Genomic DNA, 17,609 nt, shown 5'->3' with positions numbered 1-17,609 from the left:
CATTTCACTACAGGGAGACAGATATGAGCTACCGCGTGATGGGCGTTGCGCTGGCAAGCGTATTGCTGATCGGGTGTGCCAGTTCGCCGACGGATGAACCTCAGGAGCGGTCCGATCCGCTGGAAGGCTTCAACCGATCGATGTTCAACTTCAACTACAACGTGCTGGACCCTTACGTCGTCCGCCCTGTAGCTGTTGCCTGGCGTGATTATGTGCCAATGCCTGCCCGTAGCGGCCTGAGCAATTTTCTCGGCAACCTGAGCGAACCTTCAACCATGGTGAACTACTTTGTTGAGGGCAAACCTTATAAAGCGATGATTCACTTCAACCGCTTCTTCCTGAATACCGTTTTGGGAATGGGTGGATTTATCGACGTAGCCGGCATGGCGAATCCGAAACTGGCGAAGGAAGAACCGCGCCGCTTCGGCAGCACGCTGGGCAATTACGGCGTGGGATACGGCACGTATGTCGAGCTACCGGGTTACGGCAGCTTTACGCCGCGTGAAGATGTTGGCGGCATGGTGGACGATCTCTACGCGCCACTGGGCTGGCTGACCTGGTGGATGACTGCGGGTAAATGGGCGCTGGAAGGTGTTGAAACCCGTGCGCAGCTGCTCGACTCCGACGCGATTTTGCGCAACTCTGGCGACCCTTACGCCTTTGTGCGGGCAGCTTATTTCCAGCGTCACGATTTCCTTGCCAGCGATGGCAAGCTAATCCCGCAGGAAAATCCAAACGCCGCGGCGATTCAGGGCGATCTCAACGACATCGACGCGAACTAAAGCATTCAGCACAAAAAAGGCCTGTCTTGCGACAGGCCTTTTGACTGCTGACAAACCTGAAGCGAGGGGAGCTTACGCCCGTATTGAGCTGCCACGGATGGCGTTTTTTGCGTCTTTGCGGAGGGGGTATGCTCCCTGAGCCTGCACTTTGTCAACAACCTTAAGGCCCGTCTTGCGACAGGCCTTTTGACGATGAGCCAGGCAATCAGAACTTGTAGTTAAAGCTCGCGCCATATAGCCAGGCTTTGCCGGTAGAGCGGAACGTATAGGGGCCTTCGTTCACCTCAACGTGCTGACCGTGCATATATGAAACGCCCACGTCGACGGAGGTATCCTGGTTAAACGCGTAGGAGGCACCTGTGCTCAGCCACAGACGATCCTGATCGGGAATGGAAATTGAACGCTGGTCGGCCGGGACCGGGCTGTCATCAAAGGCGATACCGCCACGGAAAGTCCAGTTATCATCATAGAAATAGGATGTTCCCAGCGCGATGCGGTACGCATCTTTATAGCTTTCGTCTTTATAGAACAGCGTCTGGCCGCTGCTGCCGGTCGCTTTCAGCTCCTGGAACTGGCTCCAGCTGGTGTAGGTCAGGCTGTAATGCACCGCCCACTGTGGCGCGACTTTGTGATAGCCGGACAGTTCCCACATTTCAGGCAGATTCAGCGTCAACGAGCCTGGAATGGTTGAACCGCTGGTACCGTATGGCAGACCAAAAGCCTGGGCTTGCGGCAGCGAATTGATATAGCCAGGAACCGAACTTTTATATGCGCCATCGAAATCGACTTTGACTTCTGAACGATAGGTAAAGCCGAAGCGGTTATTCTGATCCACCTCATACAAAATACCGGCATTCCAGCCGTAGCCCCATTCATTGCCTTTCAGATGCGCAATCTGAGTATCGGCCGGGAAACCTAAAGCAGCGCCAGCTTCACCCGCGTAGCGCTCAATTTTAGCGCGGGCGTAAACGGCATCAAAGCCCACGCCAAAACTAAAATTCTCATTAAGTCGATAAGCGGTGCTTAAATTAAAGTTTACCGTTTGAAGATCGGTTTTTCCGCCATAAGGGCCGGCGGTGTAGTCATTATTAAACTCGGTCGCCAGGCCATAATTAGAATTGGCGGAAGCACCCAGCCACCAGCGATCGTTAAGCGGCTGGACATAATGAATATTCGGCACCCATTCCGTAGGCGCAATATTATTTGCATGCAGGCTCTGGCCGGTTGAACTTGAACCGTCAACCGCCACATCCGGGTCGATAAATACGGCACCGATGGAAAACATCGGGCGATCCATTAATGCCATTGTTGCCGGGTTGCGGCTGGCGGAGGCAGCGGTATCGCCCATCGCGCCTTCGCCTGAATAGGCGCGGCCCAGACCGATTGCGGAAAATTCATTAAGTTGAAAGCCGGCTGCAAAAGCGTTTGAAGAAACAATGGCCACTGCGGCTGCGAGCGCAGACTTCGCAAACAGGTTTTTATGGTTCATGACCACAACCTCATTATTTGATTATTATTCAACAGGTTAATTTTATAACCCCTGTCGGTACTCATTGGATCTGAATAACCGCTAACTTATCAGACCAGTGCCCCAGTATAGGTCTCACTCGCACTGATGTTGCAATATTGTTTTATAGTTTTTTCCATAATGATCCACAAAAAGGGATCTGCTTAACAAAAAACGTCTTGCTATGTTTTAGCGCAGCGGAGTTTAACTTGTTTAAGATCAAATTTAACCCTGATATTCACGACTTAGCGTGCTTTCTTTAGCGGATTGCCAGACAAGAAAAAAACCGCGGCGTAAACTGCTGGCAATGTTTTAACTTCATGCCGTTACTGGCCTCCCGGAGAATCCTATGACTCATGCCATAAAAAAATGCAGCGCTAACGAAACCGCTGCCTGCTGCTGTGTGGACGTTGGAACCATTATGGACAATACCGACTGCACCGCATCGTGGAGTCAGCTGTATGAAACTCGGCAGCAGGCAGAAGCCGTTCTGCAACAGCTGACCGGGAAAGCGCGTCAGATAGAGTCTGAACCCTGCCAGATTGACGCACGGTTTAGCGACCAGCCCAGCGGCGTACAGCTGGATGTCGATTTCACCTTTAGCTGCCAGGCTGAGACGATGATTTTCCAGCTCGGTCTGCGCTAAGTTCTTCTCTTTGCAGTGAGCGAGTCTCTCTCGCTCACTGTCGCCTTAAGCGTGTCTTCCTTCGCAATTTTCCTTTCTTAACGCGCAAAATGTAAAAATCTGGTTAACATTAGTCAGGTCAGACCTCTTTTGGCAATGATGCCCGGATTGATACAGGTGGCAGGAATGATCAAAGCGCAACCGTTACTGACCCGTCAGGGCGAACGCATCGCGATTACGCACGGTTTAAGAACGCCTTTCGCCCGTCAGGCTACGGCACTACACGGCATTCCTGCGGTAGAGCTGGGCCGAATGGTAATTAGTGAATTGCTCATCCGCAGCGAAATTGCGCCGGAAATTATTGAGCAACTGGTTTTTGGCCAGGTAGTACAAATGCCTGAAGCCCCCAATATCGCTCGTGAGATCGTGCTCGGTAGCGGGTTAAGCGTGCGGACCGATGCGTACAGCGTCAGCCGGGCCTGCGCGACCAGCTTCCAGGCCGTGGCGAACGTCGCGGAGAGCCTGCTGGCCGGCACTATTCAGGCGGGCATGGCTGGCGGTGTCGACTCTGCTTCTGTGTTACCCATTGGCGTCAGTAAAAAATTAGCCCGGACGCTGGTCGACCTCAATAAAGCTAAAACGCTCTCACAAAAGTTAACGCTGTTCAGCCAGCTACGACCACGCGACTTGCTGCCTGTGCCGCCTGCCGTAGCGGAGTACTCTACCGGACTACGCATGGGCGATACCGCGGAACAAATGGCAAAAACCTACGGTATTACCCGCGAACAACAGGATGCCCTGGCGCATCGTTCTCATGTCCGCGCAGCGCGTGCCTGGGACGAAGGCAAACTGGCCGGAGAAGTCATGACCGCGTTTGTGCCGCCCTGGCGCAAGGCGCTGGAAAGAGATAACAGCATCCGCACCCATTCCGATCTGAAAGAATATGCCAGACTGCGGCCGGCTTTTGATCGGCGATATGGCACGGTTACCGCCGCTAACAGCACGCCATTGACTGACGGTGCAGCGGCAGTAGTGATGATGACTGAATCGCGCGCGAAAGCGCTGGGCATCACGCCGTTAGGCTATCTGCGCAGCTATGCTTTCACGGCGACGGATGTCTGGCAGGATATGCTGCTGGGACCTGCCTACGCCTCGCCGCTGGCGCTGGACAGGGCAGGCCTTACGCTTGCCGATCTGACGTTGATCGATATGCACGAAGCCTTCGCTGCGCAAACGCTGACCAATCTCAACCTGTTTGCCGACGAACGTTTCGCCCGCGAAGTGCTCAATCGTCCTCATGCGTTAGGCGAGGTCGATGAAGAAAAATTTAATGTTTTGGGCGGCTCAATCGCCTACGGACATCCCTTTGCCGCAACGGGAGCAAGAATGATTACCCAGACACTTAATGAGCTGCGACGCCGTGGTGGCGGGCTTGGGCTGGTGACGGCATGTGCCGCAGGGGGCCTCGGCGCGGCCATGGTTCTGGAGGCGGAATAATGGCGACGCAATCTGCATTTACTCTCAGCATGCGGCTGGACAACATTGGTGTGATAACGGTAGACGTTGCTGGCGAAAAGCTGAATACGCTGAAAGCTGAGTTTATCAGTCAGATCAAAGCAATAATTAACGAGGCGCGTCGCAATCCTGAACTGGCCGGGCTGGTAATTATTTCCGGCAAGCCTGATTCTTTCATTGCGGGTGCGGATATCACCATGATTGCAGCCTGTCAGACGGCAAGGGAAGCGGAAGATCTGGCGAAACAGGGGCAGCGCGTGATGGCGGAGATCGCTTCGCTGTCGGTGCCGGTGGTGGCGGCAATTCATGGCGCCTGTTTAGGCGGCGGTCTTGAACTGGCACTGGCCTGTAATCAACGTGTTTGCACGCTGGATGAGAAAACCCGGCTCGGGCTGCCCGAAGTGCAGCTCGGCCTGCTGCCGGGTTCCGGTGGCACACAGCGGCTGCCGCTGCTGATCGGCGCGTCTCATGCGCTGGATTTATTACTCACCGGAAAAACCTTGCGGGCTAAGCAAGCCTTAAAACTGGGGCTGGTTGACGACGTTGTGCCGCAAACTATTCTGCTGGAAACGGCAATCGGCATGGTGCTCAAAGGGCGCAGGCCGCGCAAATCGTTACCGCTGCGTGAACGTTTGTTAAATGGGCCTGCGGGCAGGGCGCTGCTATTTTCACTGGTGGCAAAACGGGCGCAGGCAAAAAGCCGGGGTCATTATCCGGCGATCAAAAAAATCCTCTCCGTGGTGCGTACCGGCCTGCATCATGGTCGCAGTGCAGGCTATGCCGCAGAAGCGAAAGCTTTTGGCGAGCTGGCGATGACGCCAGAATCCGCGGCGCTGCGCAGCCTTTTTTTTGCCTCCACGCAGATGAAGAAAGAGCTGGGTGCCGAGGCAAAACCGCGAGAGCTGAACGCTATCGGCGTGCTCGGCGGTGGGTTAATGGGCGGCGGCATCGCTTTTGTCACCGCGAGCCGTGGCAAACTGCCGGTCAGGATCAAAGATATCAACGCGCAGGGTATTAACCCCGCGCTGAAATATAGCTGGGATCTGCTCAGCAAAAAGGTCGCGCGCCGTCATATGACGCCAGCCGAAAGACAGCGGCAAATGGCACGCATCAGCGGCGGAATGGATTACCAGGGATTTGGTCGACGTGACGTGATTATCGAAGCCGTATTCGAAGATTTGATGCTGAAGCAGAAAATGGTCGCGGAAGTGGAAGCCAACGCGTCAGCACAGACTGTTTTTGCTTCCAACACCTCTTCGCTACCGATTGGCGAGATAGCGGCGCACGCCAGGCGGCCGGAAAACGTGATCGGTCTCCATTACTTCAGTCCGGTTGATAAAATGCCGCTGGTGGAAGTGATCCCTCATGCTTCAACCAGCGCGGCAACGATTGCCACCACGGTTGCGCTGGCAAAAAGGCAGGGTAAAACACCGATTGTGGTTGCCGATCGCGCCGGATTTTACGTTAACCGCATTCTGGCGCCCTATATCATTGAGGCGATGCGCTGTCTGCTGGAAGGCGAGCCGATTGAGGCGATTGACGAAGCCCTGATGGATTTTGGTTTCCCGGTTGGGCCGGTGCAGCTGCTTGATGAAGTCGGTATTGATGTCGGCACCCATATCATGCCGGTGCTTGAGCAGGCTCTGGGCGAGCGTTTTAAAGCGCCGTCAGCGCTGGATGCTGTCCTGAACGATAATCGCAAGGGGCGTAAGAACGGCCGGGGATTCTATTTATACCCGGGGCGGAAAAGCAGGAAGCGCGTTGACCCCACAATTTATCAGCTGCTCAACCTCAGCCCACGCAAACGGCTGAGCGGCGAAAATATTGCTCAGCGCTGCGTGATGATGATGCTGAATGAGGCGGTGCGAACGCTGGATGAAGGCGTGATTCGCAGTGAACGTGATGGCGACATTGGCGCGGTATTTGGCATAGGTTTCCCTCCTTTTCTCGGCGGCCCTTTTCGCTATATCGATCGGCTGGGGGCTGGGCAGGTGGTGAGCATATTAGAACGGCTGGCACAGGCTCACGGCGAGCGATTTACCCCCTGTGAGGCTTTACGCCAGCGGGCCGTTTCCCGACAAACCTTTTACAAATCGGCGCAGGAAATCAATACCCACGCCGATTCAGCGGGTTAGAATTCGTTTCGACAAAAGGACTTACTGGCCTTCATCCGGATGGCGCTCATTAAGTAAACAATCGGTTGACTTGGCTTTAAGCATTGGGGTACAACACAGCGTTCATTCTCTGAGTGAAGAGTCGGAAGGCGGTGTTTTCCGGCGTTTTATGTTTAACAACAGCGGTGCATTATGCAAGTTTTCATTATGCGTCACGGCGATGCGGCACTTGATGCAGCCAGTGATTCTGTAAGACCTCTGACTCATTGCGGTTGTGATGAATCACGCCAGATGGCGACCTGGCTAAACGGCCAGACAATAGATATCGAACGAGTACTGGTCAGCCCCTATCTGCGTGCGGAACAGACGCTGGCAACGGTACGTGAAGCGCTAATCTTGCCTGCGGAACAGGACGTTTTGCCGGAACTGACGCCTGGCGGCGATCCCGGACTGGTGGCTTGTTATTTGCAGGCGCTGGGAAAAGAAGGCGTGAAGTCCGCGCTGGTCATTTCACATCTGCCTCTGGTGGGCTATCTGGTTTCCGAACTTTGTCCGCAGGAAGCGCCGCCAATGTTTGCGACCTCTGCGATTGCCTGCGTCGATTTTGATGTGGAAAGCGCCTGTGGGCGGCTTGCCTGGCAGGTGAGCCCCGCGAAGCTGGCAAAAGCGATGTAAGACCCTTCTGTGGGCCGGTATCCCGGCCCGTCCTACGGCAGTTCCGGCGGCAGCCACTCTTCCACTTCAATCAGCACCAGCAGGGCGGCATCGCCCCCAAACAGTTTCGGCGCCTGATGAAAAGCCATCACCATCGGATGCTGCGCCAGCCAGAGCGGCGTTTGCTGCTTCAGCACGTGTTTACCGTGGCCATGCATCACGCTGGCGCAGAAAATATGCTCGCGTCGGCAGGCGGCAATTAACGCTCCCAACTCCGCTTTGGCCTGTTTTTGAGTCAATCCATGCAAATCGAGAAAAATTTCTGGCGTGTAGTCTCCCCGCCTGAGTTTTTTCAACTCGTAATGACTGACGTCGCTTCTGACATAGCGCACCGGACCTTCATCCGCCAGCAGCGGCTGGAATTCGTCAGAAAAATAGTGGCTGGCATCCATTTGTTCTGAAAGCAGACGCTTTTGTGGAACTTCCGAGATCTTTTTACGCGGCGGCTTATGGACAATAGTGTCCTGAGCCAGCTTTCGGGTGCCGGTCATTAAGCCGCGAAACAGCGCTTGATCTTCAGTGCTCAGATTCTGTTTTTTACTCATTTCGTTCTCATGGCGGCGCAAAACGGCCAGAATATTCAGCAATATTCACCACAGTCTACCTTGTCTTTTACCGGCTTTTAAACAAATGTCAGCTTTTTCATGCCTGCGCGCTGGATTATCGTCAGCTTCATGGCAAACTAGCTGCCGAGTTGAGTTTGGCCTGTTGGAGGGCACATTGGACAAAATTTTCGTTGATGAGGCAGTCAGTGAACTGCACACCATCCAGGATATGCTTCGCTGGTCGGTCAGTCGCTTCGCCGCTGCCGATATCTGGTACGGTCACGGTACTGATAATCCCTGGGATGAAGCTGTCCAGCTGGTGCTGCCCACGCTCTATCTGCCGCTGGATATTCCGGAAGATATGCGCGCTGCACGCCTCACGTCCAGCGAACGTCACCGCATCGTTGAACGCGTGATCCGTCGAATCAACGAACGCATTCCTGTTGCCTATATGACCAACAAAGCCTGGTTCTGCGGTCATGAATTTTACGTTGATGAACGCGTGCTGGTGCCGCGTTCGCCAATCGGCGAGTTGATTAATGAGCGCTTTGCCGCGCTGATCCCTCATGAACCGCAGCATATCCTGGATATGTGTACCGGCAGCGGCTGTATTGCCATCGCCTGCGCCTACGCCTTCCCGGACGCTGAAGTAGATGCGGTGGATATCTCCACCGATGCGCTGGCGGTTGCCGAGCAAAATATTGAAGCGCACGGTATGGAACATAACGTGACGCCAATCCGCGCCGATCTGTTCCGCGAGCTGCCAAAAACCCCTTACGACCTGATTGTTACCAATCCGCCGTATGTTGATGAAGAAGACATGGGCGATCTGCCGGGTGAATACCAGCACGAACCCGAGCTGGGTCTGGCCGCAGGCCGTGATGGCCTGAAACTGGCTCGCCGCATTCTGGCCTGTGCGCCGGATTACCTGAGCGAAGAGGGCGTGCTGATTTGTGAAGTGGGCAACAGTATGGTGCACATGATCGACCAGTACCCGGATGTGCCTTTCACCTGGCTGGAGTTCACCAACGGCGGCGATGGCGTCTTTATGCTGACCCGTCAGCAAATTGTCGATGCCCAGCATCACTTCAGCATCTATAAGGACTAAGGAGAGGTAGTCATGGCTGGTAATACTCTTGGGCAGGTTTTCCGCGTGACCACGTTTGGAGAATCTCATGGACTGGCGCTCGGCTGTATTGTTGATGGCGTTCCGCCGGGCATTCCCCTGACGGAAGCTGATTTGCAGCACGATCTCGATCGTCGTCGTCCTGGCACATCGCGCTATACCACGCAGCGCCGCGAACCCGATCAGGTTAAAATCCTCTCCGGCGTTTTTAACGGCGTAACCACCGGCACCAGCATTGGCCTGCTGATTGAAAACACCGATCAGCGTTCACAGGATTACGGCACCATCAAAGACGTTTTCCGTCCTGGCCATGCCGATTATACCTACGAGCAGAAATATGGCCTGCGCGACTATCGCGGAGGCGGGCGTTCTTCCGCGCGTGAAACCGCGATGCGGGTTGCCGCTGGCGCGATTGCAAAAAAATACCTGGAAATGAAGCACGGCATCAAAATCCGTGGCTACCTGGCGCAGATGGGCGACGTGGTTTGTGAACTGGCCGATTGGGAACAGGTTGAACAGAACCCGTTCTTCTGCCCGGATCTGACCAAACTGGAAGCGCTGGATGAGCTGATGCGCGCGCTGAAAAAAGAGGGTGACTCCATTGGCGCGAAAGTGGCGGTGATGGCAGAGAATGTTCCGGTTGGCCTGGGTGAACCTGTTTTCGACCGTCTTGATGCCGATCTGGCGCATGCGCTGATGAGCATTAACGCGGTAAAAGGCGTTGAAATTGGCGACGGTTTTGCCGTGGTGAACAAGCGCGGCAGCGAGCATCGCGATGAAATTCGTGCTGACGGCTTTCAGAGCAACCATGCGGGCGGCATTCTGGGTGGTATCAGCAGCGGGCAGCCGATTCTGGCCACCCTGGCGCTGAAGCCGACCTCCAGCATCACCGTGCCGGGCAAAACGATCAATCGTTCAGGTGAAGAAGTGGAAATGATCACCAAAGGCCGCCACGATCCTTGCGTAGGGATCCGTGCGGTGCCGATCGCGGAAGCGATGATGGCGATCGTGCTGATGGATCACTTACTGCGCCAGCGCGCTCAAAACGCTGACGTGCACACGGACATTCCTCGCTGGTAAAAACATGAAAAAGACGCCGATCGCCCTTTGTGCGCTGCTGGTAAGTGCTTTCACGCTGGCGGCTACGCCCTGGCAATCCATCCGTCAGCCGGTAAGCGGAGCGCCGCAGTCGATAGGCGCATTCGCCAACGGTTGCATCGTGGGTGCGCAGGAACTGCCGCTCAATTCGCCGGCTTACCAGGTGATGCGCCAGGATCAGCGTCGTTTCTATGGCCATCCTGACCTCATCCTCTTTATTCAACGGCTCAGTACGCAGGTGCATAATTTGCAGCTGGGGGAAGTGCTGATTGGCGATATGGGGATGGCGGCAGGCGGACGCTTTAGTAGCGGTCACGCCAGCCATCAGACCGGGCTGGATGTGGATATCTGGCTACAGCTGCCCAAAACACGCTGGACGCCGCAGATGCTGCTGAAACCACAGCCGCTTGATTTAGTCACTGCGGACGGTAAAAGCGTCGTGTCACGTCACTGGCAGCCGGAAATCGACAGTCTGGTCAAACTGGCGGCGAAAGATGATGACGTTACACGCATTTTCGTCAATCCAGCGATTAAAAAGCAGCTTTGTGCCGATGCGGGCACCGATCGTGACTGGTTGCGTAAGGTGCGCCCGTGGTTTGGGCATCGTGCGCACATGCATGTTCGCCTGCGTTGCCCTTCAGGCAGTCTGGAATGTCAGGATCAGCCCGCACCGCCACCTGGCGATGGCTGTGGCGCTGAACTGCAAAGCTGGTTTGCACCGCCGAAACCGGCCGGTAAACCGGTAAAACGTGAACCACCGCCGTTACCGCCTTCCTGTCAGGCGCTGCTGGATAAACATCTGCTTTAGGAAATAAAGATGGATTGGTTTGTGGTAAGCCCGCTGCTGGTTGGGTTGCTGTTTTTCATCGCCATGCTGGCCGGATTTATTGATTCCATTGCGGGCGGTGGCGGGTTACTGACGGTGCCTGCGCTGCTTTCTGCCGGGCTTTCACCGGCACAGGCGCTGGCGACCAATAAGCTACAGTCGGTCGGCGGCTCTTTTTCCGCCAGCCTCTATTTTGTCAGACGCAAAGCGGTGGATCTTCGCCAACAAAAGCTCAATATCGCCATGACCTTTATCGGGGCGGTAAGTGGAGCGATTGCTATCCAACACATCCAGCCGGGCCTGCTACGTCAGGTACTGCCGCTGCTGCTGATTGGTATCGGACTCTACTTTTTACTGATGCCGAAAGTAGGGGAAGACGATCGCCATCGTCGTTTACATGGCCTGCCTTTTGCGCTGGTCGCTGGCGGCTGTGTCGGTTTTTATGATGGCTTCTTTGGCCCGGGCGCCGGTTCATTTTATGCGCTGGCGTTTATCACACTCTGCGGCTTTAACCTTGCGAAATCTACCGCGCATGCCAAGGTGCTTAACTTCACCTCAAATCTTGGCGGCCTGCTGTTCTTTATGTTTGGCGGCAAGGTGATCTGGGGAACCGGGCTGGTGATGCTGATCGGCGCTATTTGCGGCGCACGGATGGGCGCCCGGCTGGTACTCAGTCGGGGACAGAAACTGATCCGCCCGATGGTCGTCACGGTTTCGGTAGTGATGAGTGCGAAACTGCTTTATGACAGCCACGGCGCGGCCATAGCGGCCTGGTGCCATCACCTGTTTAACTGAATTTGCCGCAAGGCCTCACCGGCGCGCCGCTCTTATGGCGCGAGTATTTGCAGAAGATAACTATGATTGCTCACCATTATCAGCAGCTGATTGACATCTTTGAAGGCTGCTTTTTTGAAGAATTTAATACGCGCCTGGTAAAGGGCGACGACGAACCGATTTATCTGCCTGCTGATGAAGCGCTGGATTACAACCGTGTCGTTTTCGCGCATGGCTACTACGCCAGCGCGCTGCACGAGATTTCACACTGGTGCATTGCCGGCGCCGGGCGCCGCAAGCAGGTGGATTTTGGCTACTGGTACTGTCCTGACGGCCGTGATGCGATGACACAAAGCCAGTTTGAAGCGGTGGAAGTTAAGCCACAGTCACTGGAATGGATGTTTTGTGTTGCGGCAGGGTTTCCCTTCAATGTAAGTTGTGACAATCTCAATGGCGATTGTGAGCCGGATCGCATCGCGTTCCAGCGTAAAGTGCATGCCCAGGTCATGGCGCACCTGGAAAAGGGTATTCCGCCACGGCCCGCGCGTTTTATTGCGGCGCTTTGTCACTATTACGCCACACCCCCGCTGAATGCAGCGCAGTTTCCGTGGCCGGAAGATCTCTGAGCCTGCCGATAGCGGCACAGCTTCCACGGCCCGACGTAAAGGAATAAGGAATTGTATGATCGATGAATTTGAAGCGCGTATTCTGGCCCTGATTGACGACATGGTGGAGAGTGCCAGTGATGATGAGCTGTTCGCCAGTGGCTATCTGCGTGGCCACCTGACGCTGGCCGTGGCTGAGATCGAACAGTCTGGCGAACACACGCCGGAAGCGTTGCAGATTCAGGTACAGAAAAGCCTGCATAACGCCATTGATGCCGGAGAGCTCTCCCCGCGCGATCAGGCGTTGGTCATCGGCATGTGGGACAACCTTTTCCTTCAGGCACGCCAGCCTTCCTGAATAATCAGGCGGCAGTCGTGCCGCCTGAACCCGGTTTTTACCTCAGCTCGCCGTCTTCACCGCTTTTCCCTTCAGCAGTTTTCGAACCCAGTAACGGTTAGGATGCATGGCCGCCAGCGTATCGCGATCCAGCGGGATCGGCTCGCCGCAAAGCTCCGCTGCCAGAACTTCGGCCGCCAGCGGGCCGCTGCATAATCCTCTTGAACCCAGCGCGCCCAGAACAAACAGCCCCTGATGAACGGGCGCATCTTCCGCCTCATCCTTATGCTGTGCCAGCGTGGCGTACTGCGCCAGCGTGCGCGCATAGTCCGGCAGCGGGCCAATCATCGGCAGATGATCGCGCGTGGCGCAGCGTACGCCGCAGCGAGCGCTGCCTTCACTCACATCCACCTCTTTGGGCCAGTCGGCTTCAGGCAGGCAGCGCAGCAACCGGTCACGATTCTCCTGCTGATCTTCTTCACGATAAGCGGTTGAACGGTCGGCGCGATGATAGCTGGCACCAATACAGTGGTGCTGATTAGCCGGATTGACCGGCGTCAGATAGCCGTCGTAGCACAGCACCTGTTTCAGCTCGCCCAGTGCCGGCGTGGTGGGAATATGGCTGACCTGTCCACCAACCGCATAGGCAGGGAGCGCTTCACTCTGCGCAAAATCGGTCAGTGCATGCCCGGTTGCCAGCACCACATTGGTATGATGGCGGGCAGGTTGATCAACAAATTCCAGCAGCCAGCCGGACTCGTCAGGCACGAGCGTGGTCAGTTTATGCTGCCAGTGAATCTGTAATCCCTGCTGTTGGGCAAGAGCAAACAGCGCAGGCGTTAGCTGCGCAGGGGAAAGCCAACCGCCCAGCGGATAAGTGATGCCGCCGCAACCGGTTTCCACGCCGCATAGCGCTTCGGCCTGCTGCTGGTTAACCGCGCGGGCAATCTCTTCCGGCAGCTGCATAGTCAACATTTTGGCAATTTTATCGGCGCTTTTTTCGTCCCAGCCCAGCTGGGTGACGCCGCACCATTGATGATCAAAATCGACCGGCAGGCGATCGTACAGGCGACGGGCAAAGGTAAAGGCGGCAGGGAAAAAACGTGCCAGCGCCGGGTCATGATGATTAAGCAGCGGATAAAGCGCGCCCTGACGGTTGCCGGAAGCGCCCTGAGCAGAATGTGCATCGGCGCTGTAAAGCGTAACGGATTTGCCGCGCCGCAGCAGCGCCAGCGCCAGCAGCGCGCTGGCAATGCCGCCGCCGATTATTGAGATATCGCTTCCACCCGCACTGCCTGCGTGTTCGCCAGGCGCAGTACTTTCAGCGTTATTCGGCTCGGCAGCATCTTCCGAATTGCCAGGCCCGGCAGTAAAATCGGTCTCTTTAGCCGCTGGGCGTGCATACCAGGGGGTTTGAGATCGGGGGGAGAGCGCTTCTTCCATCACCCCGGAAAGCATATGCCGTTTAGGGCCAAACCCGGGACGTTTAGCAACGGTAAAACCGGCTTCCTGTAAGCCACGGCGAACAAATCCGGCACAGGTAAAGGTGGCCAGCGTGCCGCCTGTACGGGCCATTTTTGCCATGCAGGCGAACAGCGCTGGCGTCCACATATCGGGGTTTTTCGACGGCGCAAAGCCATCAAGAAACCAGGCATCTATCTGATTTTGCAGACTGTCATCAAAAGTGTGAATAAGCTGATTAATATCGCCAAACCATAAATCCAGCGTTACGCGTCCGCCATCCAACAACAGGCGGTGGCAGCCCGGCAGCGCGACCGGCCACTGGTCCCGCAGCGCGGCGGCGTAATCGGCCAGTTCAGGCCAGCAGGCATGCGCACTGGCAAGGTCGCTAACGCTTAACGGATATTTCTCACAGCTGATGAAGTGTAAACGCTGTAGCTTTGCGTCTGGCGTGGTTGCACGAAACTGGTCAAACGCCTTCCACAACGTCAAAAAGTTTAATCCGGTACCAAAACCGGTTTCGGCGGTGACAAACAGCGCCCGTGAATGCGTGATAAAACGAGCGGGCAGGTCATTGCCCGCCAGGAAGACATGTCGCGTCTCCTCCAGTCCGTTTTCATTGGAAAAATAGACGTCGCCAAAGGTTCGGGATACAGGTGTACCCTGTTCATTCCAGTTCAGTTCAGCATGCTCAATTGGGGCGCTTTTCACGGCAAAAACTCAGTTATCCTGCGGTGTTGCGATTGTAACCACCCGGGGGTGCCCACGCAAATTTACAAAAGTTAAGCGCTGATCGGACTTGTTCGGCTTACAACTGTACGCTAAAGTGCGTGTCGAATCCTAATATAAGTAGTTAACGAGGTATTGAATGAAACGTGCAGTGATTACTGGCCTGGGTATCGTTTCCAGCATTGGTAATAACCAACAGGAAGTCCTTGCATCTCTGCGTGAAGGGCGTTCCGGCATTACCTTCTCTCAGGAGCTGAAAGATTCCGGTATGCGTAGTCACGTCTGGGGTAACGTCAAGCTGTCTAAAGACGAGATCTCCAGCCTCATCGATCGTAAAGTTCTGCGTTTTATGAGCGATGCGTCCATTTATGCTTATATCTCTATGTTGGAAGCGGTAAAAGATTCCGGCCTGACTGCTGAGCAGTACCAGAACAACCCACGCGTGGGTCTGGTTGCGGGTTCTGGCGGCGGTTCACCGTTCTACCAGGCAGCCAGCGTCGACGGCATGCGTGCTAAAGGCCTGCGTGGCGTTGGCCCGTATATGGTGACTAAAGCGATGGCTTCCGGCGTGTCTGCCTGTCTGGCAACGCCGTTCAAAATCCACGGCGTGAACTACTCCATCAGCTCTGCCTGCGCAACCTCAGCACACTGCATCGGTAACGCCGTTGAGCAGATCCAGCTGGGCAAACAGGACGTGGTCTTTGCCGGTGGCGGCGAAGAGCTGGTGTGGGAAATGTCCTGCGAGTTCGATGCAATGGGCGCACTCTCCACCAAATACAACGACACGCCAGAAAAAGCGTCCCGTACTTACGATACCAGCCGTGACGGCTTCGTTATCGCTGGCGGCGGCGGCATGGTCGTGGTGGAAGAGCTGGAGCATGCACTGGCTCGCGGCGCGCACATCTATGCTGAAGTTGTTGGCTACGGCGCAACTTCCGATGGCGCAGATATGGTTGCACCATCAGGCGAAGGCGCAATGCGCTGTATGCGTCTGGCGATGCAGGGCGTGGATACGCCAATCGACTACCTGAACACCCACGGTACTTCCACGCCGGTTGGTGATGTGAAAGAGCTGGGTGCAATCCGCGAAGTCTTCCCGGATAACACCCCGGCAATGTCTGCGACTAAAGCCATGACCGGTCACTCTCTGGGTGCCGCTGGCGTGCAGGAAGCCATCTACTCACTGCTGATGCTGGAGCACGGTTTTATCGCGCCAAGCATCAATATCGACGAGCTGGATCCGGCTGCTGAAGGTCTGAACATCGTGACTAAACCAACCGAGCAGAAACTGACGACCGTGATGTCTAACAGCTTCGGTTTCGGCGGAACGAACGCTACGCTGGTTATGCGTAAGCTGTAATTCGTCATCGGGTTAAGACGTAAGCTGCATTGCGGCTTACGTCTGCGAAATAAAGATGCTCACAAGGCATCTTTTTTTTCGCCTGGAGAACACAGCTGCCTTGGGTTTGTTATTATAAATACCTCAATGTTAAATTGACGTTACTAATTTAATTCGTCACACTCACCCGCTAAACATTCCCCTCAACGTCTTCATCGATGTTGCGTAAGCGTTTACGTTAATCAACGCACCTGAACCGCTCTCTGTAGCGGAATAGCCGGGTGCGTATAATGCGGCCCGTTACGTAAACATAAGGAGATGCGTGTCTCATGTCGTCAATCACCGATGAACGCCCGACCCGGGCAACCGTTTCGCTGGGCGCTATTTCTTTCGCCGTCTTTTTGACCTACCTCACCGCCGGGCTGGCTTTGCCGGTCATCCCCCTGTTTGTTCATCAGGAACTGGGGCTGAACAATGTGATGGTGGGCATTGCGGTCGGCGTACAGTTTTTTGCAACGTTGCTGACGCGCGGCTATGCCGGAAGACTGGCAGATCAGCGTGGTGCCAAACGCTCGGTTTTACAGGGCATGCTGGCCTGTATGCTAGTTGGTATAGCCTATGTTCTGGCCGCCATTTTGCCTTTGCCCGTCATGGGCAAATTTGCGCTACTGGTCGTGGGGCGGTTGCTGCTCGGCTTTGGCGAAAGTCAATTACTCACCGGCAATCTTACCTGGGGGATGGGCCTCGTCGGGCCTAAACGTTCCGGTCAGGTGATGTCGTGGAACGGCATGGCGATTTATGGCGCGTTGGCCGCCGGTGCACCTCTGGGGCTGCTGTTGCATAACCACTGGGGTTTTATGGCAATGGGTATCGCGACCATTATTTTGCCAGGTATCGCGCTGCTGTTTAACTTTTGGGTTAAACCGGTGCCAACGCATGGCGGTGAGCGGCCTTCGTTGTGGAAAGTGGTCGGCCAGATCCTTTCTCCCGGTTTTGCGCTGGCGTTACAGGGAACCGGCTTTGCTGTTATTGGCACCTTTACCACGCTCTATTTTGCCAGCGAGCAGTGGGGCAATGCGGGATTTGCACTGACTGCGTTTGGCATGGCGTTTGTGCTGATGCGTATTCTGTTTGGCTGGATGCCCGACAGGCTTGGCGGCGTTAAGGTTGCGCTGATTTCGCTGGCGATCGAAGCAGTGGGATTGCTGGTGCTGGGGCTGGCTGTAAACGGCTGGATGGCGCTGGCAGGCGCGGCGTTGACGGGTTGCGGCTGCTCGCTGGTCTTCCCGGCGCTCGGCGTGGAAGTGGTAAAACGCGTAGCGCCTCAGATTCGCGGCACCGCACTGGGCGGATTTTCCGCTTTTCAGGATGTCGCCTACGGTGCCAGCGGCCCGCTGACCGGTTTTCTTGCGACTTCACTGGGTTATGGCGCCGTTTATCTGGCGGGTGCAATCTGCGCGGTGCTGGGTATTGCCGTCACGCTTAACTTTGCCAGAAATCAATGACCGCTTG

General features: G+C 55.5%; 16 protein-coding genes. 13 read left to right on the top strand and 3 right to left on the bottom strand.

The annotated features are described in order from the left end of the window. Window positions 1-23: 23 nt before the first annotated feature. The gene (gene mlaA / locus AAGQ96_RS15015) at window positions 24-782 is read left to right on the top strand and encodes a phospholipid-binding lipoprotein MlaA (protein ID WP_342753945.1); all 759 of its coding nucleotides are present in this window, start codon (window positions 24-26) and stop codon (window positions 780-782) included. A 205-nt stretch (window positions 783-987) separates the two neighbouring features. Here the strand turns inward: mlaA and fadL are convergent, their stop codons facing one another. Next, the gene (fadL, locus tag AAGQ96_RS15010) at window positions 988-2,271 is read right to left on the bottom strand and encodes a long-chain fatty acid transporter FadL (RefSeq protein WP_342753944.1); all 1,284 of its coding nucleotides are present in this window, start codon (window positions 2,269-2,271) and stop codon (window positions 988-990) included. A 367-nt stretch (window positions 2,272-2,638) separates the two neighbouring features. Between fadL and AAGQ96_RS15005 the strand changes: the two genes are divergently transcribed. The 4 genes from AAGQ96_RS15005 (at window position 2,639) to sixA (ending at window position 7,218) form a co-directional block, all read left to right on the top strand. Beyond that, complete coding sequence (locus AAGQ96_RS15005) at window positions 2,639-2,935, top strand: YfcZ/YiiS family protein (protein WP_342753943.1); 297 nt, start codon at window positions 2,639-2,641, stop codon at window positions 2,933-2,935. Window positions 2,936-3,100: 165 nt separating this feature from the next. Then, window positions 3,101-4,411 (top strand): acetyl-CoA C-acyltransferase FadI, encoded by a 1,311-nt coding sequence (gene fadI, locus AAGQ96_RS15000; protein WP_342753942.1) that lies wholly within the window; start codon window positions 3,101-3,103, stop codon window positions 4,409-4,411. Beyond that, a complete protein-coding gene (fadJ, locus tag AAGQ96_RS14995; RefSeq protein WP_342753941.1) occupies window positions 4,411-6,564 on the top strand; it encodes a fatty acid oxidation complex subunit alpha FadJ in 2,154 nt (717 codons plus the stop codon). Before fadI ends, fadJ begins: the two co-directional genes overlap by 1 nt. A gap of 171 nt (window positions 6,565-6,735) precedes the next feature. Next, window positions 6,736-7,218 (top strand): phosphohistidine phosphatase SixA, encoded by a 483-nt coding sequence (sixA, locus tag AAGQ96_RS14990; protein ID WP_147199013.1) that lies wholly within the window; start codon window positions 6,736-6,738, stop codon window positions 7,216-7,218. Window positions 7,219-7,250: 32 nt separating this feature from the next. Here sixA and smrB read toward each other — a convergent pair whose 3' ends face one another. Then, complete coding sequence (gene smrB / locus AAGQ96_RS14985; RefSeq protein WP_147199012.1) at window positions 7,251-7,802, bottom strand: endonuclease SmrB; 552 nt, start codon at window positions 7,800-7,802, stop codon at window positions 7,251-7,253. A 175-nt stretch (window positions 7,803-7,977) separates the two neighbouring features. Here smrB and prmB point away from each other — a divergent pair, with 175 nt between their 5' ends. From prmB to AAGQ96_RS14955, 6 genes are all read left to right on the top strand, one after another. Continuing rightward, on the top strand, window positions 7,978-8,910 hold the full coding sequence (prmB, locus tag AAGQ96_RS14980; protein WP_147199011.1) for a 50S ribosomal protein L3 N(5)-glutamine methyltransferase: 933 nt from the start codon (window positions 7,978-7,980) through the stop codon (window positions 8,908-8,910). A gap of 12 nt (window positions 8,911-8,922) precedes the next feature. Then, complete coding sequence (gene aroC / locus AAGQ96_RS14975) at window positions 8,923-10,008, top strand: chorismate synthase (protein WP_342753940.1); 1,086 nt, start codon at window positions 8,923-8,925, stop codon at window positions 10,006-10,008. A 4-nt stretch (window positions 10,009-10,012) separates the two neighbouring features. Next, window positions 10,013-10,834: a penicillin-insensitive murein endopeptidase gene (gene mepA / locus AAGQ96_RS14970; protein ID WP_342753939.1), complete on the top strand. Its 822-nt coding sequence runs from the start codon at window positions 10,013-10,015 to the stop codon at window positions 10,832-10,834. Between the two features lie 9 nt (window positions 10,835-10,843). After that, the gene (locus AAGQ96_RS14965; RefSeq protein WP_342753938.1) at window positions 10,844-11,647 is read left to right on the top strand and encodes a sulfite exporter TauE/SafE family protein; all 804 of its coding nucleotides are present in this window, start codon (window positions 10,844-10,846) and stop codon (window positions 11,645-11,647) included. Window positions 11,648-11,709: 62 nt separating this feature from the next. Continuing rightward, window positions 11,710-12,252 carry an elongation factor P hydroxylase gene (locus AAGQ96_RS14960; protein ID WP_147199007.1) on the top strand — a complete coding sequence of 181 codons (543 nt, stop codon included), beginning with the start codon at window positions 11,710-11,712 and terminating at the stop codon, window positions 12,250-12,252. A 55-nt stretch (window positions 12,253-12,307) separates the two neighbouring features. Next, window positions 12,308-12,589: a YfcL family protein gene (locus AAGQ96_RS14955; protein ID WP_147199006.1), complete on the top strand. Its 282-nt coding sequence runs from the start codon at window positions 12,308-12,310 to the stop codon at window positions 12,587-12,589. Between the two features lie 42 nt (window positions 12,590-12,631). On the opposite strand, the gene mnmC is transcribed toward AAGQ96_RS14955, so the two are convergent. Next, window positions 12,632-14,740, bottom strand: coding sequence for an FAD-dependent 5-carboxymethylaminomethyl-2-thiouridine(34) oxidoreductase MnmC (gene mnmC, locus AAGQ96_RS14950; RefSeq protein ID WP_342753936.1), 2,109 nt, complete (start codon window positions 14,738-14,740; stop codon window positions 12,632-12,634). A 157-nt stretch (window positions 14,741-14,897) separates the two neighbouring features. Here mnmC and fabB point away from each other — a divergent pair, with 157 nt between their 5' ends. Continuing rightward, complete coding sequence (gene fabB / locus AAGQ96_RS14945; protein WP_147199004.1) at window positions 14,898-16,118, top strand: beta-ketoacyl-ACP synthase I; 1,221 nt, start codon at window positions 14,898-14,900, stop codon at window positions 16,116-16,118. A gap of 308 nt (window positions 16,119-16,426) precedes the next feature. Then, window positions 16,427-17,602 (top strand): MFS transporter, encoded by a 1,176-nt coding sequence (locus AAGQ96_RS14940; protein WP_342753935.1) that lies wholly within the window; start codon window positions 16,427-16,429, stop codon window positions 17,600-17,602. The last annotated feature ends 7 nt before the right edge of the window (window positions 17,603-17,609 follow it).

Origin of the sequence: Pantoea sp. MBD-2R (assembly GCF_039134845.1) — a bacterium.
Lineage (GTDB): Bacteria > Pseudomonadota > Gammaproteobacteria > Enterobacterales > Enterobacteriaceae > Erwinia.
This window is presented reverse-complemented; position numbering and strand designations above follow the sequence as displayed.